This is a genomic window from Pseudomonas sp. GG8 (genome assembly GCF_052976945.1).
In genome coordinates, this window is the sequence record NZ_JBRIIP010000001.1 from 5,499,004 (window position 1) to 5,517,949 (window position 18,946).

The 18,946-nt window shown below is 59.0% G+C and carries 20 protein-coding genes and 1 riboswitch; of the genes, 12 read left to right on the plus strand and 8 right to left on the minus strand.

The genetic code is table 11. The features are described from left to right. Window positions 1-4 precede the first annotated feature (4 nt). The 5 genes from mdcE to madM all read left to right on the plus strand — a co-directional run bounded on the left by mdcE (window position 5) and on the right by madM (window position 3,635). Entirely contained in the window at window positions 5-808 is an 804-nt protein-coding gene (gene mdcE, locus ACVBEG_RS25910) for a biotin-independent malonate decarboxylase subunit gamma (RefSeq protein WP_322278471.1), read from the plus strand. Next, a complete protein-coding gene (locus ACVBEG_RS25915; protein ID WP_322176855.1) occupies window positions 809-1,453 on the plus strand; it encodes a malonate decarboxylase holo-ACP synthase in 645 nt (214 codons plus the stop codon). Then, window positions 1,450-2,385 carry a malonate decarboxylase subunit epsilon gene (gene mdcH, locus ACVBEG_RS25920; RefSeq protein ID WP_322218420.1) on the plus strand — a complete coding sequence of 312 codons (936 nt, stop codon included), beginning with the start codon at window positions 1,450-1,452 and terminating at the stop codon, window positions 2,383-2,385. Before ACVBEG_RS25915 ends, mdcH begins: the two co-directional genes overlap by 4 nt. A gap of 64 nt (window positions 2,386-2,449) precedes the next feature. Further along, the gene (gene madL / locus ACVBEG_RS25925; RefSeq protein ID WP_322176853.1) at window positions 2,450-2,866 is read left to right on the plus strand and encodes a malonate transporter subunit MadL; all 417 of its coding nucleotides are present in this window, start codon (window positions 2,450-2,452) and stop codon (window positions 2,864-2,866) included. Between the two features lies 1 nt (window position 2,867). Further along, a complete protein-coding gene (gene madM, locus ACVBEG_RS25930; RefSeq protein ID WP_322176852.1) occupies window positions 2,868-3,635 on the plus strand; it encodes a malonate transporter subunit MadM in 768 nt (255 codons plus the stop codon). Window positions 3,636-3,696: 61 nt separating this feature from the next. On the opposite strand, the gene ACVBEG_RS25935 is transcribed toward madM, so the two are convergent. Continuing rightward, a complete protein-coding gene (locus ACVBEG_RS25935; RefSeq protein WP_322176851.1) occupies window positions 3,697-4,623 on the minus strand; it encodes a LysR family transcriptional regulator in 927 nt (308 codons plus the stop codon). Between the two features lie 190 nt (window positions 4,624-4,813). Here ACVBEG_RS25935 and trhA point away from each other — a divergent pair, with 190 nt between their 5' ends. After that, window positions 4,814-5,431 carry a PAQR family membrane homeostasis protein TrhA gene (gene trhA, locus ACVBEG_RS25940; RefSeq protein ID WP_322176850.1) on the plus strand — a complete coding sequence of 206 codons (618 nt, stop codon included), beginning with the start codon at window positions 4,814-4,816 and terminating at the stop codon, window positions 5,429-5,431. Window positions 5,432-5,589: 158 nt separating this feature from the next. Here trhA and ACVBEG_RS25945 read toward each other — a convergent pair whose 3' ends face one another. After that, window positions 5,590-6,309, minus strand: coding sequence for a 16S rRNA (uracil(1498)-N(3))-methyltransferase (locus tag ACVBEG_RS25945; RefSeq protein WP_322176849.1), 720 nt, complete (start codon window positions 6,307-6,309; stop codon window positions 5,590-5,592). A gap of 61 nt (window positions 6,310-6,370) precedes the next feature. Continuing rightward, window positions 6,371-7,777 carry an adenosylmethionine--8-amino-7-oxononanoate transaminase gene (locus ACVBEG_RS25950; protein WP_322176848.1) on the minus strand — a complete coding sequence of 469 codons (1,407 nt, stop codon included), beginning with the start codon at window positions 7,775-7,777 and terminating at the stop codon, window positions 6,371-6,373. Between the two features lie 298 nt (window positions 7,778-8,075). Between ACVBEG_RS25950 and ACVBEG_RS25955 the strand changes: the two genes are divergently transcribed. Continuing rightward, window positions 8,076-8,624, plus strand: coding sequence for a cytochrome b (locus ACVBEG_RS25955; RefSeq protein ID WP_322218416.1), 549 nt, complete (start codon window positions 8,076-8,078; stop codon window positions 8,622-8,624). 26 nt (window positions 8,625-8,650) lie between these two features. Beyond that, window positions 8,651-9,232 carry a YceI family protein gene (locus ACVBEG_RS25960; RefSeq protein WP_219064003.1) on the plus strand — a complete coding sequence of 194 codons (582 nt, stop codon included), beginning with the start codon at window positions 8,651-8,653 and terminating at the stop codon, window positions 9,230-9,232. Window positions 9,233-9,353: 121 nt separating this feature from the next. On the opposite strand, the gene ACVBEG_RS25965 is transcribed toward ACVBEG_RS25960, so the two are convergent. From ACVBEG_RS25965 to ahcY, 4 genes are all read right to left on the minus strand, one after another. After that, complete coding sequence (locus tag ACVBEG_RS25965; protein ID WP_322176846.1) at window positions 9,354-11,240, minus strand: DEAD/DEAH box helicase; 1,887 nt, start codon at window positions 11,238-11,240, stop codon at window positions 9,354-9,356. Between the two features lie 223 nt (window positions 11,241-11,463). Further along, a complete protein-coding gene (locus tag ACVBEG_RS25970; RefSeq protein WP_322218411.1) occupies window positions 11,464-12,294 on the minus strand; it encodes a substrate-binding periplasmic protein in 831 nt (276 codons plus the stop codon). A gap of 235 nt (window positions 12,295-12,529) precedes the next feature. Continuing rightward, window positions 12,530-13,375: a methylenetetrahydrofolate reductase [NAD(P)H] gene (gene metF / locus ACVBEG_RS25975; RefSeq protein ID WP_322176844.1), complete on the minus strand. Its 846-nt coding sequence runs from the start codon at window positions 13,373-13,375 to the stop codon at window positions 12,530-12,532. A 173-nt stretch (window positions 13,376-13,548) separates the two neighbouring features. After that, window positions 13,549-14,958, minus strand: coding sequence for an adenosylhomocysteinase (gene ahcY / locus ACVBEG_RS25980; protein ID WP_322176843.1), 1,410 nt, complete (start codon window positions 14,956-14,958; stop codon window positions 13,549-13,551). A gap of 21 nt (window positions 14,959-14,979) precedes the next feature. Continuing rightward, window positions 14,980-15,099: riboswitch (S-adenosyl-L-homocysteine riboswitch) on the minus strand. Window positions 15,100-15,316: 217 nt separating this feature from the next. Here ahcY and ACVBEG_RS25985 point away from each other — a divergent pair. Then, window positions 15,317-15,718 (plus strand): acyl-CoA thioesterase, encoded by a 402-nt coding sequence (locus tag ACVBEG_RS25985; RefSeq protein WP_322176842.1) that lies wholly within the window; start codon window positions 15,317-15,319, stop codon window positions 15,716-15,718. A 24-nt stretch (window positions 15,719-15,742) separates the two neighbouring features. Here the strand turns inward: ACVBEG_RS25985 and ACVBEG_RS25990 are convergent, their stop codons facing one another. Next, entirely contained in the window at window positions 15,743-16,906 is a 1,164-nt protein-coding gene (locus ACVBEG_RS25990; RefSeq protein ID WP_322176841.1) for an MFS transporter, read from the minus strand. A 249-nt stretch (window positions 16,907-17,155) separates the two neighbouring features. Between ACVBEG_RS25990 and ACVBEG_RS25995 the strand changes: the two genes are divergently transcribed. The 3 genes from ACVBEG_RS25995 (at window position 17,156) to ACVBEG_RS26005 (ending at window position 18,930) form a co-directional block, all read left to right on the plus strand. Next, complete coding sequence (locus ACVBEG_RS25995) at window positions 17,156-17,995, plus strand: DMT family transporter (RefSeq protein WP_322176840.1); 840 nt, start codon at window positions 17,156-17,158, stop codon at window positions 17,993-17,995. A 10-nt stretch (window positions 17,996-18,005) separates the two neighbouring features. After that, a complete protein-coding gene (locus tag ACVBEG_RS26000; protein WP_322176839.1) occupies window positions 18,006-18,392 on the plus strand; it encodes an MAPEG family protein in 387 nt (128 codons plus the stop codon). Window positions 18,393-18,480: 88 nt separating this feature from the next. Further along, window positions 18,481-18,930 carry a c-type cytochrome gene (locus ACVBEG_RS26005; RefSeq protein WP_447108412.1) on the plus strand — a complete coding sequence of 150 codons (450 nt, stop codon included), beginning with the start codon at window positions 18,481-18,483 and terminating at the stop codon, window positions 18,928-18,930. The last annotated feature ends 16 nt before the right edge of the window (window positions 18,931-18,946 follow it).

The following is an 18,946-nucleotide window of genomic DNA, read 5'->3' on the forward strand; positions in this document are numbered from 1 at the left end:
AACCATGAGCGAGTATTCGCAACGCGGGTTGCACTGGTTTTTGGCGTTGAGTGGCGGGGCGACTGAAGTTGTGGGTTTGCCTGCATCGCTCAAGGTGGCCGACGGCATGCTGGGCGATCAGCCGGTACGTTTTCTGGCGGTGGTCGCTGACCCTGAAAACCGTTTCCCTCGGGCGCGCAACGGCGAAGTCGGGCTGCTTGAAGGGTGGGGATTGGCCAAGGCGGTGGATGACGCGATAACGCTGGATCAGCGCAGTGAGCACAAGCGCGCCTTGATCGTCATTGTCGATGTGCCGAGCCAGGCGTACGGTCGGCGCGAAGAAGCGCTGGGCATTCATCAAGCCCTCGCCGGTGCGGTGGACAGCTATGCGCGCGCGCGTCTGGCCGGGCATCCGGTGATTGCTTTACTGGTGGGCAAGGCCATGTCCGGTGCCTTTCTGGCTCATGGTTATCAGGCCAACCGTCTGATTGCCCTGCGTGACCCGGGCGTCATGGTGCATGCCATGGGCAAGGCTTCAGCCGCCCGGGTCACCTTGCGCACCGTTGAGGAGCTGGAAAAACTGGCCGCCAGCGTGCCGCCAATGGCCTACGACATCGACAGTTACGCGACCCTCGGGTTGCTGTGGGAAAGTCTGTCCGTCAGCCAGATTGAGCAACCGACGGCGCAAGACATTGATCATGTTCAGGCGTGCCTGACACTGGCGATCAAGGATGTGCAAGCGACCGGCACGGACCTGGCCAGCCGCCTGGGTGCGAGCAACCGTGCGGCGTCTGCCAAGGTGCGTGAATTACTCCGGGCGCAGTGGTAAATGAACGCCTCCGTTGCTGTGCTGCCCCACGACTTGCTCTGGGGGTTGCCTGTGCACGCGCTGGCTGACGATGCGCCGAGCTGGGTCGCCGAGGCGTTGAGCCTTGGCCATCCAGTGGTGGTGCGTCGCGCGGTGTGCTCAGCGGATAAGATCGCGGTCGGTGTTCGTGGTCAGCAGCGCGAACAGCGCTACGCCACGCTGATCAAGTGCGCAGATGTCCAGCGCCAGGTGCAGCCGGAGCAACTCATTCATGTGGAGAGTCAAGAGGGTCGCGACTGGCCTGCGCTACGAGCACTGGCGCAGGTTCGGCCGCTGATGGAAGACCTGGGGTTAGTGTGGGGCGTCAGCGGCAGTGCCGGTTTTGAACTGGCCAGCGGGTTGGCTGCGCTGCATCGTGACAGTGACCTTGATTTGATTTTGCGCACGCCACAGTTCTTCAGCCGCGAGCAGGCGGCCGAGCTGGTCCGCGTATTGGATGCGACGATGACGCGAACGGGCTGCCGGATCGATCTGCAATTACAAGTCCCTGGCGGCGGTATGGCCTTGCGCGAGTGGGCTGGCCCAGCGCGCAAAGTCCTGCTTAAAACTTCTGAGGGCGCGTGTCTGCTCAGCGATCCTTGGCGATTGATTGAGCACGCCGCATGAGCAGCCTTATGGTGTTTCCCGGCCAGGGCGCGCAACAGCCGCACATGCTGCATCGTTTGCCGGACGAAACGTTGGTCCGCGATTGCCTGCGCCAGGCCAGCGACGAACTGGGTGAAGAGGTACTGGCACTCGATTCGGTCGAAGCCCTGGCCGATAGCCGCGCCGTGCAGTTGTGTTTGTTGATTGCGGGTGTGGCGTGTGCCCGCGTGCTGATCGAGCGCGCAAGCCCCCCCGATTACGTAGCAGGCTTGTCCATCGGCGCTTATCCAGCGGCGGTGATTGCCGGTTCGCTGGCGTTTGGCGATGCCGTGCGTCTGGTGGCCCTGCGCGGTGAGCTGATGCAGGGCGCTTACCCTCATGGTTACGGCATGACTGCAATCATGGGGCTGGATCAACCTGCTGTCGAAGCGTTGATCGGGCAGGTTCACGGCCCGGACACGCCGGTTTATCTTGCCAATATCAATGCGGATAACCAGTTGGTGATCGCGGGCAGCGATGGCGCGATGGCAGAGGTCGCCGAGCGAGCAAAAAAAATCGGTGCTTCGGCGGTCAAGCGCCTGGCGGTCAGTGTGCCATCTCATTGCGCCTTGTTGGAGCAACCCGCTGTAACGTTGGCGGAGGCTTTTGCCAAAGTGTCTGTGCAGGCCCCGACCTTGCGCTATCTCAGCGGCAGTACTGCGCGGTTGGTGCTGACCGCCGATAAATTACGCGACGACCTGGCGTTCAACATGTGCCGGGTGATTGATTGGCGCAGCACCGTGCAAACCGCGTATGAGCGCGGCGTGCGTCTACAGATCGAGTTACCGCCAGGCACCGTGTTGACGTGCCTGGCCAGAAAAGTGTTCGAACAAGGAGCGGCAGTCGCCTTTCAAGGGGCTCGCCTGGATACGCTGAGTGCGCTGCTGCGAGAGGAGGAAACCCGCAACCCCTAGACCGTACGCCAGCTGCGAAGGATAAAAACAACAACTTCGGCAACGCAATGTGAGGATAAAAATAATGATTATTTACGGTGTGGCCTTACTGGCTATCTGCACCCTGGCAGGCGTCATTCTTGGCGATATGCTCGGCATGCTGCTGGGCGTTAAATCCAATGTGGGCGGGGTTGGCATTGCCATGATCCTGTTGATCTGCGCCCGTCTGTGGATGCACAACCGCGGCGGTATGACCAAGGAATGCGACTTGGGCGTGGGTTTCTGGGGTGCCATGTACATTCCTGTCGTGGTCGCCATGGCCGCGCAACAGAACGTGGTCGCAGCCTTGCACGGTGGACCGGTTGCGGTATTGGCGGCCATTGGCTCGGTGGTGGTTTGTGCTTGTGCCATTGCGCTGATCAGTCGAACTCATAAGGGCGAACCTTTGCCGGACGAAGAGCCGACGCTTATTCCCGGTGTGACGTCGGTAGGGGGGCGTTGATATGTGGGCGCTCATGGAAAAAGGTTTGGCAAATAACGGCCTGGTCACTGCGTTCGCCTTTATCGGCGTGGTGATGTGGATTTCGGTGGTGATCTCAAGAAGACTGACGTTCGGGCGCATTCACGGCTCGGCCATTGCCATCGTTATCGGGCTGGTACTGGCGTGGGTCGGCGGTACCATGACGGGCGGACAAAAAGGCTTGGCGGACCTCACGCTGTTTTCGGGCATCGGCTTGATGGGCGGTGCCATGTTGCGTGACTTCGCCATTGTCGCTACAGCGTTCGAAGTGCAAGCCAGTGAGGCGCGCAAGGCCGGATTGATAGGGGTCGTTGCCTTGCTATTGGGCACCACACTGCCGTTCATTGTTGGCGCGAGCATCGCCTGGATGTTCGGTTATCGTGATGCGGTCAGCATGACCACCATCGGCGCAGGTGCGGTGACTTACATCGTCGGGCCGGTAACCGGCGCAGCGATTGGCGCGAGTTCGGATGTGGTGGCGCTGTCCATCGCGACAGGCTTGATCAAAGCGATTTTTGTGATGGTCGGCACACCGATGGCTGCACGCTGGATGGGCCTGGATAACCCGCGCTCGGCGATGGTGTTCGGTGGTTTGGCCGGCACGGTCAGCGGCGTGACCGCAGGCCTGGCGGCGACGGACCGTCGGCTGGTGCCTTACGGCGCCCTGACCGCGACCTTCCACACCGGGTTGGGCTGCCTGTTGGGGCCGTCGGTGTTGTACTTCATCGTGCGCGGGATTATGGGGGCGTAACAACGCCATTCGCAGCGGGACGCATAGTCACTTATACCTACGCGTCCCGCTACGAAGCTTTTCAAGTCTCAGGCTGCGAATGCCGGTTGGCGTACATCCGGCATTCGGCCACAAACGCCAGCAGGTTTGGGTCGCGTTCCTTCGATTTGAGGAACACGACACCAATATGCTGCTGCATCCGATAGCGTGCCTGCAACGGAATCAAGCGCACCCTATTCTCATAAACGGCGGCCACTCGTCCTGGCAGCAACGCATAACCGACCCCGGAGCTGACCATGCTCAGCAGGGTGAAAATGTCGTTGACCTGCATCGCCACCTTTGGCTCGAAGCCCGCCTGCTGGAACACTCGAACCCCGTCCTGATGCGTCGCGAAACCCTGTGCCAGGGTAATGAATGTCGCTTCGCGCAGATCGCTCAAATCCACTTCGCTTTGCTGTGAAAACGGTGACTCTGCGGGCGCGGCGAGGAAAATATCATCGGAAAACAGCGGCAGGTGTTCGCAGTCAAGATCGTTGACGCTTTCATTGAGCGATACCAGAATCGCGTCCACTTCCATGTTCTTCAGTTTGTAGAACAGGTCGATGTTGGAGCCCATGATCAAATCGATGTTCAGCTCACTGCGACGCAGTTTCAGGCCCATGATCAGCTGCGGCACAGTCTTGATGGTCAACGAGTACAGCGAGCCCAACTTGAACCGTGCGGCTGAAAAGCCGGCGGCCTGACGGGTCAACTCCACTGTGGCGACCACGTCCTGAATCAATTTCTGCGCGCGCTCTTCCAGCACGTAAGCGCTTTCGAGCGGCGTCAGGTTGCGACCTTCGTGCTTGAACAGTGGGCAGCGCAGGGCGCTCTCCAGTGAATGGATAGCCCGATGCACGCTGACATTGCTGGTCTGCAACTCCACTGCGGCCCGCGCGAGATTGCCGGTGCGCATAAAAGCCAGGAAGATCTCCAGCTTCTTGAGGGTCAGTTCTTCGTCGATCAGCATGGCAGGGACTCTTATTCGTAGCTCTTCAATAATGTGAGCAGGTGGATTGTGCCTAACTCAGCGCGTGCTGGCTGCAAGCGATTTCAGCATTTAGGGCTTTAAAAATATCGCGTGGGCCCGCGTGGGGCATTGCACTTTTCGCGTAGAACCCTGAGCCTTGCGCAGTCGGTGTTTTTGGAGGTTTGCGAACATGTATCACGGAGAACGCTTCAACGCCTGGACGCATCTGGTCGGCGCGGTGCTGGCTTTTGTCGGTGCGGTCTGGATGCTGGTGCTGGCAAGCATGGACGGCGATGTATGGAAGATCGTCAGCACGGCGATCTACGGCGTGACCTTGTTGCTGCTGTATAGCGTATCGACCGTGTATCACAGCGTCCGGGGACGGGCGAAGGTGATCATGCAAAAGGTTGATCATCTGTCGATCTATCTGCTGATCGCGGGCAGCTACACCCCGTTCTGCCTGGTGACGTTGCGTGGGCCATGGGGCTGGACACTGTTCGGGGTTGTCTGGGGACTGGCGGTGATCGGCATGTTGCAGGAGATCAAACCACGCTCCGAGGCGCGCGTGATGTCCCTCGTGATCTACGCGGTGATGGGCTGGATCGTGCTGGTGGCAGTCAAGCCACTGATGGCTGCGCTGGGAACGGCGGGCTTCACTTGGCTGGCGGCCGGAGGGGTGTTTTATACCGTGGGGATTATCTTTTTTGCTTTCGATAGCCGCTTCCGGCATTGGCACGGTATCTGGCACTTGTTCGTGATCGCCGGCAGTTTGCTGCACTTTGTGGCAATCATGTTTTATGTGCTTTGACACATAACCCGTAGGCGCTTGGTCCCCCTTGTCTGCGATAAGCCTGGGTCGCGCTCGACCCGAAGGACCTTCCAGCGGTGGTGAACTCACCATCTTGGCCAGCGCTCCGCACTGGATTGCAGACAAGTCAGCTCCTACGGATGGTGTGGTACGACAGTTTAGAAATCACCCCACAATTGCTGCGCCACGCTCAATGCGACCACGGGTGCGGTTTCTGTGCGCAGTACGCGCGGGCCGAGGCGGGCGGCGTGGAAGCCCGCATCCTGGGCCTGATCGACTTCGGCATCATTAAGCCCGCCTTCCGGGCCGATCAAAAAGGCCAGGGTGCCGGGTTTGTTGTGGCTGGTCAGCGGTTCTGCGACCGGGTGCAATACCAGCTTCAGGTCGGCTTCGGTCTTCTTGATCCAGTCAGCCAGCACCATGGGCGCATGAATCACCGGCACCACAGAGCGCCCGCATTGCTCGCACGCGCTGATCGCAATCTGTTGCCAGTGGGCCTGGCGCTTTTCTGCACGCTCATCTTTGAGGCGAACTTCACAACGCTCACTGACGATGGGCGTGATTTCGCTGACGCCCAGTTCGGTCGCCTTCTGAATCGCCCAGTCCATACGCTCGCCGCGTGACAGCCCCTGCCCCAAATGAATCCGCAACGGCGATTCGATTTGCCCGGCAAACTGTTCATTCAGCTGCACCCGCACGCGCTTCTTGCCCACTTCGAGCAATGTGCCGCGAAACTCGCTGCCCGAGCCGTCGAATACTTGCAGCGCGTCACCTTCGGCCATGCGTAATACGCGACCGATGTAGTGCGCCTGGGCTTCTGGCAGCTCGTGCTCGCCGAGGCTCAAGGGCGCATCGATAAAAAAGCGGGACAGTCTCATGTTCGTTCTCTGAAAGTGTTTAGGTCCTTGTAGGAGCGGGCAAGTGCGCTTCCACAAGGGATCAGCCTGGATCTCGAAAGTCTGGATGAAAGTTTTCGTGCACCGCAACGCTGATGCTGGTGCGGGTCGCGATGTCGATGCCTTCGGTGGCCACCTCGGCAAGAAAGTCGATTTCTTCCGGGGTGATGACATATGGCGGCAGGAAATACACCACGCTGCCGAGCGGCCGCAGCAGGGCACCCCGTTCGAGGGCATGCTGGAACACCTTCAAACCGCGTCGTTCTTGCCAGGGGTAAGCGGCTTTAGTGGCTTTGTCCTGCACCATCTCGATGGCCAGCGCCATGCCGGTTTGACGGACTTCGGCGACATGGGGGTGATCGACCAGATGCGCGGTGGCGCTGGCCATGCGTTGCGCCAGGGCCTTGTTGTTCTCGATGACGTTGTCTTGCTCGAAGATGTCCAGCGTCGCCAGTGCCGCCGCACACGCCAGCGGATTGCCAGTGTAGCTGTGCGAATGGAGGAAGGCGCGCAGGGTCGAGTAGTCATCGTAGAACGCGTTGTACACGTCATCGGTGGTGATGCACGCCGCCAAGGGCAGATAACCACCGGTCAGGGCTTTGGACAGGCAGAGGAAGTCCGGACGGATGCCAGCCTGTTCGCACGCGAACATCGTTCCGGTGCGCCCGAAGCCGACGGCGATTTCGTCGTGAATCAAATGCACGCCATACCGATCACAGGCCTCGCGCAACAGCTTGAGGTACACCGGGTGATACATGCGCATGCCGCCCGCGCCCTGAATCAACGGCTCGACAATCACCGCCGCGACAGTGTCGTGGTTCTCAGCCAGGGTCTGCTCCATGGCGGCGAACATGTTGCGCGAGTGTTCTTCCCAGCCCATGCCTTCAGGCCGGTGGTAGCAGTCCGGGCTCGGCACCTTGATGGTGTCGAGCAGCAGCGCTTTGTACGTCTCGGTAAACAGCGGCACGTCGCCCACCGACATCGCCGCCATGGTTTCGCCGTGGTAGCTGTTGGTCAGAGTGACGAAGCGCTTTTTATTCGGCTGGCCGCGGTTGAGCCAGTAGTGAAAGCTCATTTTTAGCGCGACTTCGATGCAGGACGAACCATTATCTGCGTAGAAGCAGCGGGTCAGGCCCTCGGGCGTCATCTTGATCAGACGCTCGGACAGTTCGATCACCGGTTGGTGGCTGAAACCGGCAAGAATCACGTGCTCCAGCTGGTCGACCTGATCTTTGATCCGTTGATTGATGCGCGGGTTCGAGTGACCGAACACGTTGACCCACCAGGAGCTCACGGCATCCAGGTAACGCTTGCCTTCAAAATCTTCTAGCCAGACGCCTTTGCCGCTCTTGATCGGGATCAGCGGCAGGCTTTCGTGGTCTTTCATCTGGGTGCACGGATGCCACAGCACCGCAAGGTCGCGTTGCATCCACTGGTTATTCAGGCCCATTGGCAATCTCCGGGTGGCAACTCGCATGGCGCGAGGGCAAACAATCGCGCAAGCCTATGCAATGCGTGGCTGCGGAACAACCTCTTGTGACGCAGAATGACAATGTGGTGCCACTCATCGGGATCGAATGTCCGATTGTCACGGTGCAGTATTGTCGGTCGGGCATTAACGGGATGCTGGCATCCGGCTGAAAGGAGTCAGCCTATGATCGTATTTCTCGATATTTCAAAGCGAAATTTTGCGCTTTCATTCGATAGATAAAAAGTTAGTCTGAGGCCCACTTTTGAAGGTAACTGTGATGCAGCTACGCAACTCCTCCTCTCGTTACGGTCTGGTCAGCATCTTGCTGCACTGGGGTGTGGCGCTTGTTGTCTTTGGTTTGTTCGCACTGGGTCTGTGGATGGTCGACCTCGACTACTACGATACCTGGCGCAAAGCGGCTCCTGACCTGCACAAGAGCATCGGTCTTACCTTGTTCGCTGTGATGGTGGTCAGGGTGGTCTGGCGCTTCATCAGCCCGCCACCTCCTGCACTGTCCGCTCAGAGTCGGCTCGTCCAATGGGGTGCTAAGTTCGGACATCTGTTTCTTTATGTCGGTTTGTTTGCCGTGATGTTTGCCGGTTACCTCATTTCCACCGCCGACGGTGTGGGGATTCCGGTGTTTGATCTGTTCGAGGTGCCGGCGTTGATTTCCAGCATCCCCGATCAGGCAGACGTCGCGGGCGCTGTTCATGAGTACCTGGCCTGGGCATTGGTGATTTTCGCTGGATTTCACGCCCTGGCCGCATTGAAACACCACTTTATTGATCGCGATGCGACCCTTACGCGCATGTTGGGTCGCGACTAATGTTCAACCTAAACGGAAATAAACGCATGTTGAAGAAGACGCTCGCCGCTCTGGCTCTGGGTACTGCTCTGTTGTCCGCCGGGCAAGTGATGGCCGCTGATTACAAAGTCGATAAGGAAGGCCAGCACGCCTTCGTTAACTTCAAGATCAGCCATTTGGGCTTCAGCTACATCTACGGCACGTTCAAGGACTGGGACGGCACCTTCAGCTTCGACGCGAAGAACCCGGAAGCCAGCAAGATTAATGTCACGCTGAAAACTGCCAGCGTCGACACTAACCATGCTGAACGTGACAAGCACATCCGCACCCCTGATTTCCTGGACGTAGCAAAATTCCCGGAAGCCAAATTCGTATCGACTTCGGTCAAGTCGACTGGCACCGACACGGCTGACGTGACCGGTAACCTGACACTGCACGGCGTGACCAAGCCAGTCGTGATCGCTGCGCATTTCCTGGGCGAAGGCAAAGATCCATGGGGCGGCTACCGTGCAGCCTTTGAAGGCACCACCACTATCAAGCTGAAGGACTTCGCGATTCAGAAAGATCTGGGCCCTAAAACCCAGGAACTTGAGCTGATCTTCTCGTTTGAAGGCGTTCAAGCCAAGTAAGGTTTGCTCGCAACATAAAAACGCCGACCTTTGGGTCGGCGTTTTTATGTCTGGAGTCGCATGATATCCAGACCAAAAAAACGCCCCGGTCGGGGCGTTTTTTTATGCAGCGTGTCTGGCTTTAACCTTCGCGGTTGCGGGTCAGCAATGCGGGTTTCTCGCCGCGTGGACGGCTTGGCAGTTGGTCGAGTTGATCAGCCGACGGGAAGCGATCGCTTTTTGACTCTTTGTGCACGATCTTCGGCTGCGGTGCACCTTCGCGAGGACCTTTGACCACAGGTTCCTGACGTGCGGGCTGATCATCGCGAGCGGCGGCAGGGCGACGATTGCGTGGCGCGTCGTCACGACGGGCCTGGCCATCGCGTGGCGCGCCGTTACGTGGACCAGAACGGGCGGCAGGCGGTGTACCCGTGGTCGAGCCAGCGCCGGTGCGAGGACCGCTTGGGCGACCCGAGCTTGGCGCGCGAGCAGCAGGTGCTGCACCGCCTGCGGTAGCCGCAGGTGCCGGAGCGCCCGGACGACGACCACGACTCTGGCCTTTATTCGGGTACGGGCTCACGTAGTCAGCGCGGTTGCCGAAGTTATCCACTTCGTCGTCCAGGAACTCGTCCGGGGCACGGTCGGCACGCGGGGTTGCCTGACGCTGCTCGCGGGCAGGTGTGCCCTCGCGCGGCTTCTGGGCTGGACGCTCAGGACGTGCGGCGGCTGCCGGCTTTTCCTGACCCTTGTCCTTGCCTTTATCCTTACGGCCGCCACCACCGCCACTGCCGGTCGGGCCATCGCCGCGAGGGCCACGGGGTGCGCGTGGGTTACGCACATCCGGACGCTCACGTACTTCTGGCTTCTCTGCTTCAACCGTTGTGATATCGAAGCCCATCAGGTCGCCATCGGCGATTTTCTGTTTGGTCATGCGCTCAATGCTTTTGAGCAGCTTCTCTTCGTCCGGCGCGACCAGCGAAATCGCTTCGCCGCTACGGCCCGCACGGCCTGTACGGCCGATACGGTGCACGTAGTCTTCGTCGACGTTCGGCAGTTCGAAGTTGACGACGTGGGGCAGCTGGTCGATATCGAGACCGCGCGCGGCGATATCGGTGGCGACCATGATCCGCACCTGGCCAGCCTTGAAGTCAGCCAGTGCTTTGGTTCGGGCGTTCTGGCTCTTGTTACCGTGGATCGCCACCGCCGTGAGGCCGTGCTTGTCCAGGTACTCAGCCAGACGGTTTGCACCGTGCTTGGTCCGGGTGAAAACCAGCACCTGTTCCCAGGCACCTGCGGTAATCAAATGCGCCAGCAACGAGCGTTTATGGCTCGAAGACAGACGGAATACGCGCTGTTCGATACGCTCGACCGTGGTGTTCGGCGGCGTGACTTCGATGCGTTCCGGGTTGTGCAGCAGCTTGCCGGCCAAGGCCGTGATGTCGTTGGAGAAGGTCGCCGAGAACAGCAGGTTCTGGCGCTTGGCAGGCAGGCGAGCCAAGACTTTCTTCACATCATGCACGAAGCCCATGTCGAGCATCCGGTCGGCTTCATCGAGCACCAGAATTTCAACGCGGGACAAATCGACGCTGCCCTGACCGGCCAGATCGAGTAGACGGCCTGGGCAGGCCACCAACACGTCAACGCCTCTAGCCATGGCCTGGACTTGCGGGTTCGTGCCGACACCGCCAAAAATAACGGCGCTGACGAACTTCAGATCCCGGGCATACACCTTGAAGCTATCGTGTACTTGCGCCGCGAGCTCGCGGGTTGGGGTCAGGACCAAAACGCGCGGTTGGCGCGGGCCGTGACGCTGGGATTTGTCCGGATGACCGTTGGGGAACAACCGTTCCAGAATCGGAAGGGCGAAGCCGCCGGTTTTACCAGTACCTGTCTGCGCCGCAACCATAAGGTCGCGACCTTGCAACACGGCGGGAATGGCCCGCTGTTGCACCGGAGTAGGCTCGGTATAGCCCGCTGCCTCGATGGCGCGGACTAAAGCCTCGGAGAGACCGAGGGAAGCAAAGGACATGAGTAATCCTGTTTTAGTTAGGGCTGGGCCCATTGAGAAGGTCTTGCCTGGCGTGAATGGCGTTTAGAGGACGCAATCCCGTCCGGTCCTGCTGGGTCTTGACGTGCGTCTCGGCATATCGGCGCGGGAAAGAAAAGTCGCGACTGACGTGATCGAGATGCCTTATGCAAGGCCGAGCGTCCGGGCGTAAGCCTGGCGGGAATGCCGGAGTATAACAGAGCAATCACAACGCGCTGCTTTCCTGCTGCTCAACGGTTTTTTCAGGCGCAGACGCCGGCTGCAGTGGCGTGGTGAGCAACGTGGTAGCCGTTGGCGTCGCCTCGCCAGCATAGCGGGCACTCAACTCGGCGTACGCCGGTTCGCGTTTGAAGCGTTTGAGCTCGGCACCAAAGCGCTGCACCAGCAGGTCCATGCCCACATTTTTGCGCAGAGCAAGGTATTGCGGCTCACGGCTGATGACGGTTGGCAACTGGCTGATTTGCTCGCGAACCTTCAATTCATCAAGCAGATACTGGCCGACACGGCGGTCGGTAATCACCAGATCGATCCGCCCGCGCAGAAGCTTGCCGAAATTGGCTTCATGGGTGGGCGCTTCTTCACGGGCGAACAGCGGTGAATCCCTAAATTCCGGGCTGTAAAGATAGCCCGGCGAAACCCCTACGGTCAGGCCGCGCAGGTCTTCCAGGCTTTGAAACGGGTGGGGACGGGCGTTGGCGTAGAACAGCACGAACTCGACATCGGACAGAGGTTCGCTGGGGTACAGCAATGAATCAGTGCGCTCGGCGTTCTGGAAAATATCCAGTGCGCCGTCGGCCTGGCCCTGTTCAAGCATCGCCAGGCAACGCTTCCAGGGCAGGAAATGCCACTCCACTTCGATGCCCAGGCGCTGGAAGATGATCGACGTTGTTTCGTAGTCCAGCCCGCGTGCCTGACCATCCTCCATGTACACGTAAGGTGCCCAGGGTTCGGTGACGATGCGCAGTTTTTCGCCTAAAGCAGTGAAGCTAAGACAAGTGAGGACCAGGGCAGTCAGGAGTCGGACAATGTGAGACATCGCCTGAGATTACGACGGACGTTGCCTAAATAGAAACGCCGGATCGGACCTCTGCGGCTAATGGATCACTTCTGTTCATGTCGGCGTTGCATCATCTTGCCAACAGCAGCCATGCGAAACATCGCTGGAAGTAGTCACGTAGTCCAAGGTGTCAGCCGAGTCTCGATGAGGCGAGATCCGGCTGATTCAACGTGCTGGATGTTACACGCGCAAGATGATCACGTTAGATTGGTTTTTAACGTGGAAGCTTGAGGTTATTCCAGATCGCCAGGCTGGGTTCTGCCTGGTTAAGGGTATAGAAATGCAGCCCTGGTGCGCCACCTTGCAACAGGCGCTCGCACATTTGTGTGATGACCTGTTCGCCGAACGCCTGGATGCTTTGCACGTCATCGCCGTAAGCTTCCAGCTGCTTGCGGACCCAGCGCGGGATTTCTGCACCGCAGGCGTCAGAGAAGCGCGCGAGCTTGCTGTAGTTAGTGATCGGCATGATGCCCGGCACGATAGGAATGTTCACGCCCATCCTCCGCACACGCTCGACGAAGTAGAAGTAGCTGTCGGCGTTGAAGAAGTATTGGGTGATAGCGCTGTCGGCACCGGCCTTGGCCTTGCGCACGAAGTTTTGCAGATCGTCTTCGAAGTTGCGTGCCTGCGGATGCATCTCCGGGTAGGCGGCGACCTCGATATGGAAGTGACTGCCGGTCTCTTCACGAATGAAGCTCACCAGATCGTTGGCGTGGCGCAGCTCACCGCTGGCCATGCCCATGCCTGAGGGCAGGTCACCGCGCAGGGCGACGATGCGTTTGATCCCGGCGTCTTTGTACTGCGTTAGCAGTGCGCGCAGGTCAGCCTTGCTGTCGCCCACGCAGGACAAATGCGGGGCCGCAGGGACTTTGACTTCGCTTTCCAGCTGCAGCACGGTGCTGATCGTGCGGTCGCGGGTCGAGCCACCGGCACCGTAGGTGCAGGAGAAAAAATCAGGGTTGTAGCTGGCCAGGTGACGGGCCGTGGTGAGCAGTTTTTCATGCCCTGCATCGGTCTTCGTCGGGAAGAATTCGAAGCTGAAGCGACGGTCGTTAGACATGGACGCCGATCTCATTGTAGGAGCGGGCAAGCCCGCGATAAGGTCGGAACGACCTTCAAAATGCTGAAACCACATCGGTTCGCGTGTCTGATCGCGACGACCGCTACGCGGCCGATCATCCGGATGCGGCCCAGACCAAGCCCGCTCCTATGGGGAGCGGGCTACCTGATCAATCAGTAGCGGTAGGCGTGCGGCTTGAACGGACCTTCAACGGTCACGCCGATGTAGTCGGCTTGTTGCTTGGTCAACTGAGTGACCACGCCACCGAAACCACGGACCATTTCCAGCGCCACTTCTTCGTCGAGTTTTTTCGGCAGTACTTCAACCGTCAAACGCTCGGCTTTCTGTGCCGGTGCCAGGTTGGCGTACTTCTGGTCGAACAGGAAGATCTGCGCCAGTACCTGGTTAGCGAACGAACCGTCCATGATCCGGCTCGGGTGACCGGTAGCGTTACCCAGGTTTACCAGACGGCCTTCGGCCAGCAGGATCAGGTAGTCATCGTTGTGCGGATCGAAGGTGCCAGCGCCGGTGCGGTGAACCTTGTGCACCTGTGGCTTCACTTCTTCCCATGCCCAGTGCTTGCGCATGAAAGCGGTGTCGATTTCATTGTCGAAGTGACCGATGTTGCACACGACCGCGCGTTTCTTCAGGGCCTTGAGCATGTTCGAGTCGCAGACATTGACGTTACCTGTGGTGGTCACGATCAGGTCGATCTTGCCCAGCAGTGCAGTGTCGATGCTGGCGGCAGTGCCGTCGTTGATCCCGTCGATGAACGGCGAAACCAGTTCGAAACCGTCCATGCACGCTTGCATCGCGCAGATTGGGTCAACTTCGGAAACCTTGACGATCATGCCTTCCTGGCGCAGCGACTGCGAAGAGCCCTTGCCCACGTCGCCATAGCCAATGACCAGCGCTTGCTTGCCGGACAGCAGGTGGTCGGTACCGCGCTTGATCGCATCGTTCAGGCTATGACGGCAGCCGTACTTGTTGTCGTTCTTGCTCTTGGTCACCGAGTCATTGACGTTGATGGCCGGGATTTTCAGCTCGCCCTTGGCCAGCATGTCCAGCAGGCGGTGTACGCCGGTGGTGGTTTCTTCGGTAACGCCGTGGATCTTGTTCAGCATCGCCGGGTATTTCTTGTGGATGATCTCGGTCAGGTCGCCGCCGTCGTCGAGGATCATGTTGGCGTCCCAAGGCTGGCCATCTTTAAGGATGGTTTGCTCGATGCACCACTCGTACTCTTCTTCGGTCTCGCCTTTCCAGGCGTAAACCGCGATGCCGGCAGCCGCGATAGCAGCAGCAGCCTGGTCTTGAGTCGAGAAAATGTTGCAGGACGACCAGCGTACTTCGGCACCCAGAGCAACCAGGGTTTCGATCAGCACGGCCGTCTGGATGGTCATGTGGATGCAACCGAGAATCTTCGCGCCCTTGAGCGGTTGCTCGCCAGCATATTTGCGGCGCAGACCCATCAGGGCAGGCATTTCGGATTCGGCGATGATGGTTTCGCGACGGCCCCAGGCAGCCAGGGACATGTCGGCGACTTTGTAGTCGTTAAAATCTGCAGGCGTGATTACAGCACTCATTTAGAGTCTCCATTCGTAGTGTGCGAATGGGCGCCGTTGTGCGTTTAAGGCTCGTCCGGACTGATTCAGTAAGGTCAGCCGATCAAGCAACGCCCCATCCGAGCCTGACAGGACAAGCCTGCTGCAGCGCCCCTCGGACAGGTGGCGGGAACGGTCATGGGCTGTTTAGACAATCGAGCCGACGGTGACCGTTTTTGAAGCTCGGCGATTATAGCCGTGCTCGAGGCGTAGCCCAAGACCTTTCCATCGCATAACCCTGCAAAAAACTAATCGCTACGTAAGCCGATGCCCGATAGAGGTAACGCGCCGGGTCTGCCATTATTAGCGCCATCAATTGGCAATACGGTCAGGAGTGAGCATGAATTTCCACACCCGCAAGTGGGTTAAACCCGAAGACCTCAACCCCAACGGCACGCTGTTTGGTGGCAGTCTGTTGCGCTGGATCGACGAAGAAGCCGCGATCTACGCCATCGTCCAGCTGGGCAATCAACGGGTGGTAACCAAGTACATTTCCGAGATCAACTTCGTCAGCGCCTCGCGGCAGGGCGACATCATTGAGCTGGGCATCACTGCGACCGAATTTGGTCGGACCTCGATTACCCTGACCTGTCAGGTGCGCAACAAAATCACGCGCAAAAGCATCCTCACAGTGGAAAAGCTGGTCTTCGTCAACCTCGGTGAAGACGGCCTGCCAGCCCCGCACGGCAAGACCGAAATCACCTACGTGAAGGACCAGTTCAAGGACAGCGACACTCATTGAGGATGTCGTAGACCCGGCTGAGTATCAGGCGTTGACTATTTGCGCCTGACGCCGCTGCAAATAGAGGTAGAACAGCGCAGTTAGTACGGTCAATACCCCGACGGCTGCGCCCGTCCACGGCAGGTCGGCAAGGTCGGCGCCGCTGGCAACCACCAGGCCGCCGATCCAGGCACCGGCCGCGTTGCCGAGGTTGAAAGCGCTTTGATTGAGGGTTGAACCCAGATTCGGCGCATCGCTGGCTTGGTCGATGATCAGCAACTGCAGAATCGGGCACAACGCGAACGCCACCACGCCCCACAGCAGCAGGGTAATGGCAGCGGGAATGACCGAATGGCTGGTCTGGCTGAACAAGGCCACGATCAGTACGACGGCAATCGACATTCCTAGCAGCGCAGGCAGCAAACGACTGTCGGCCAGTCGGCCTCCGAGCATGCTGCCGCCGGTCAGGCCCAGGCCGAACAACAGCAGCATGAAGGTCACGCCGTGCGGGGTGACACCGGTAACGTCGCGCAGAATCGGGGCGATGTAGGTGAATACGCTGAACAGACTGGTCGACGCCAGGACGCTCATCGCCAGCGCCAGTAATACATTGGGTTTGCCCAATACGCGGAATTCGGTGACCAGATTGCCCTTTTCCATAGGGATCTCCTTGGGCAGCCAGACCATTTGCGCAATCACCGCGATCACACCAATTACGGCCACTGCCCAGAAGGTTGAACGCCAGCCTGCGTATTGCCCGAGCGCGGTGCCCAGCGGCACGCCCAATACATTCGCCAGGGTCAATCCGGTGAACATCAGCGCGATGGCCTGCGCGCGTTTGTTCGGCGCGACCAACCCTGCCGCCACCACGGAGCCAATGCCAAAGAACGCACCGTGGCACAGGGCGGTAATCACCCGTGCGGCCATCAGCGTGGCATAGGTCGGCGCCAGCGCGCAGAGGACATTGCCGAGGATGAACATCAGTGTCATGCCCAGCAATGTGGCTTTGCGCGGCATGTTCGCGGTAGCAATGGCGAGGATCGGCGCGCCAAACACCACGCCCAACGCGTAGCCGGTGATCAGCAGGCCGGCGTCAGGAATGCTGACGCTCAGATCATTGGCGACCTCGGGCAGCAAGCCCATGATCACGAATTCGGTGGTGCCGATACCGAAAGCGGCAACGGCGAGTGCAAGCAAAGCGAGTGGCATGTGTAGAGGCTCCGTCTTAAGGGATATGTCGATAGTCTTGACGTCCCGATCAGGCGTGCGCAGGCGAGCGACTGAACTCGATCCGGTAAAGGCTGAGTCCGTAGAAGCAAAATTATTGGAATAGTTAGGGTGCGCAACGGGGGTGTGACGTAATCGGTGTCAGTATATCCAGCTGCTGGTAGATGGCGAATCAATTGCTCCCGGCGGTAACTTCCCGGATAACGACCCTTTTGAACAAGGAAGCGGCCAGTGCTGGCGACGGCTTTGGTGTTGATTGCAGCCCTCCTGCATGCGACCTGGAATACCCTGATCAAATTCAGTGGCGAACGGCTATTGGTCATCGCCAGCATGGATGGGGTCGCTCTGGTTTTCGCCGTATTGGCGCTTACTTTCGTGACACCGCCGCCTGCTGAAGTCTGGCCGTGGATGCTGGCCTCGGCCGCTTTCGAACTGGTTTATCGTGGCCTGCTGATCAGGGCGTACCGAGTGGGCGATCTGGGCCTGGTCTATCCGTTGATGCGCGGGCTTTCACCCCTGGTGGTGTTGGGGTTGACGCTGATGTTTGCTGGCGAACAATTGAGCACACAACAAATTCTCGGCATTTTATTGATCCCGTGCGGCATGGTCTGCCTGTTGTGGCAGGGTGGTGGCGGCGAGCGTTTGCCTTGGTCGATGCTGCCGGTGGTTGGGTTGATCGGCCTATGCATCGGCTGCTACACGTGGATCGACGGCCAGGCACTCAGGATCGGCGCGCAGCCACTGGACTATCTGGTATGGCTGACGCTGATCAGTGCCTGGCCGTTTCCATTGTTGGCGATATGCAACAAGCGTCAGGCGTTTACCCTGTTTTGGTGCGAGCAGTGGCGCCTTGGGCTAGGCGTCGGGTTGTGTGTGTTGTTCAGCTACGCTCTGGTGCTATGGGCCATGCAGCTGGGGTCGGTGGCAGAGGCTGCGGCCTTGCGCGAAATCAGTGTGGTGCTGGTGGTGTTGTTCGGCATGCGCTACCTGAAAGAACCTTTTGGTCGGCCCAGGCTCTTAGCGTGTGGGCTAGTGTTGCTCGGCATGCTTCTAATGAAGCTGAAACTATAAGGATTTGCTTATGACTCCTGCTTTCTGGTGCATATTGATCGCGATATGCCTGCCTTACCTATGTATCGGCGTGGCCAAGTTCAGTGGCGGCAAGTTCGGCCTGCGGGAGAACCATGACCCGCGCACCTTTCTCGACAATCTTGAAGGGTTTGCCAAGCGTGCGCATGCAGCGCAACTCAATAGCTTTGAGGTGACGCCAGCGTTTGCCGCCGCAGTGATCATTGCCGACATCGTCGGTAACGCCCAAGCGGTCACCATTGATGTGCTGGCGGTGCTGTTTATCACCAGTCGTCTGCTGTACATCATTTTTTACCTGGCGGACCTGGCAGTTTTGCGCTCCCTGGCCTGGGCAATTGGCATGGGGGTTATCGTGACGTTGTTCATCGTTTCCGCCTAAGAGAAGTTCCTGCTGCGGCAACGGTACGCTTGGTCTTTTGCGATGAGCCGAGGATACTGGCCGCCGTTTCCACCAGCCTGTAGCGATCATGACCTTGAAAAGACTTTCCGTGGTATTGCTGGCCTGCCTGACCTTGAGCGCCTGTGGCGGGGTTGATCCCAATTCACCTTTGGGTCAGCGCAAGGCGATCTTCAAAGAGATGCTCAAAACCAGCGAAGACTTGGGCGGCATGCTGCGTGGCCGCGTGACGTTCGACGGCCAGCGCTTCACCGACGGCGCGATCAAGCTCGACAGCCTGGCCCACGAGCCGTGGAAGCATTTCCCCGTGGTCAAGGAAGCCGACCATACCAGCGCCAAGGATGATGTCTGGCAAAAACAGGCACATTTCCAGGAACTGGCCCGGTCACTCGAATCGGCCACCGGGGAACTGGTGCTCGCCACCAATGCCAAGCCCTTCAAGGCCAGCACCCTGAGCCCTGCGGTGCAGAAGGTCGAAGATGCGTGCGAGGCATGCCATAAAGGGTTTCGCGATCATTGATGTGCAGTGATTGACA

Bases quoted from the DNA above. Each gene is read 5' to 3' on its own strand.
- mdcE (WP_322278471.1), top strand. From the start codon at position 5: ATGAGCGAGTATTCGCAACGCGGGTTGCACTGGTTTTTGGCGTTGAGT.
- ACVBEG_RS25915 (WP_322176855.1), top strand. From the start codon at position 809: ATGAACGCCTCCGTTGCTGTGCTGCCCCACGACTTGCTCTGGGGGTTG.
- mdcH (WP_322218420.1), top strand. From the start codon at position 1,450: ATGAGCAGCCTTATGGTGTTTCCCGGCCAGGGCGCGCAACAGCCGCAC.
- madL (WP_322176853.1), top strand. From the start codon at position 2,450: ATGATTATTTACGGTGTGGCCTTACTGGCTATCTGCACCCTGGCAGGC.
- madM (WP_322176852.1), top strand. From the start codon at position 2,868: ATGTGGGCGCTCATGGAAAAAGGTTTGGCAAATAACGGCCTGGTCACT.
- ACVBEG_RS25935 (WP_322176851.1), bottom strand. From the start codon at position 4,623: ATGCTGATCGACGAAGAACTGACCCTCAAGAAGCTGGAGATCTTCCTG.
- trhA (WP_322176850.1), top strand. From the start codon at position 4,814: ATGTATCACGGAGAACGCTTCAACGCCTGGACGCATCTGGTCGGCGCG.
- ACVBEG_RS25945 (WP_322176849.1), bottom strand. From the start codon at position 6,309: ATGAGACTGTCCCGCTTTTTTATCGATGCGCCCTTGAGCCTCGGCGAG.
- ACVBEG_RS25950 (WP_322176848.1), bottom strand. From the start codon at position 7,777: ATGGGCCTGAATAACCAGTGGATGCAACGCGACCTTGCGGTGCTGTGG.
- ACVBEG_RS25955 (WP_322218416.1), top strand. From the start codon at position 8,076: ATGCAGCTACGCAACTCCTCCTCTCGTTACGGTCTGGTCAGCATCTTG.
- ACVBEG_RS25960 (WP_219064003.1), top strand. From the start codon at position 8,651: ATGTTGAAGAAGACGCTCGCCGCTCTGGCTCTGGGTACTGCTCTGTTG.
- ACVBEG_RS25965 (WP_322176846.1), bottom strand. From the start codon at position 11,240: ATGTCCTTTGCTTCCCTCGGTCTCTCCGAGGCTTTAGTCCGCGCCATC.
- ACVBEG_RS25970 (WP_322218411.1), bottom strand. From the start codon at position 12,294: ATGTCTCACATTGTCCGACTCCTGACTGCCCTGGTCCTCACTTGTCTT.
- metF (WP_322176844.1), bottom strand. From the start codon at position 13,375: ATGTCTAACGACCGTCGCTTCAGCTTCGAATTCTTCCCGACGAAGACC.
- ahcY (WP_322176843.1), bottom strand. From the start codon at position 14,958: ATGAGTGCTGTAATCACGCCTGCAGATTTTAACGACTACAAAGTCGCC.
- ACVBEG_RS25985 (WP_322176842.1), top strand. From the start codon at position 15,317: ATGAATTTCCACACCCGCAAGTGGGTTAAACCCGAAGACCTCAACCCC.
- ACVBEG_RS25990 (WP_322176841.1), bottom strand. From the start codon at position 16,906: ATGCCACTCGCTTTGCTTGCACTCGCCGTTGCCGCTTTCGGTATCGGC.
- ACVBEG_RS26000 (WP_322176839.1), top strand. From the start codon at position 18,006: ATGACTCCTGCTTTCTGGTGCATATTGATCGCGATATGCCTGCCTTAC.
- ACVBEG_RS26005 (WP_447108412.1), top strand. From the start codon at position 18,481: ATGACCTTGAAAAGACTTTCCGTGGTATTGCTGGCCTGCCTGACCTTG.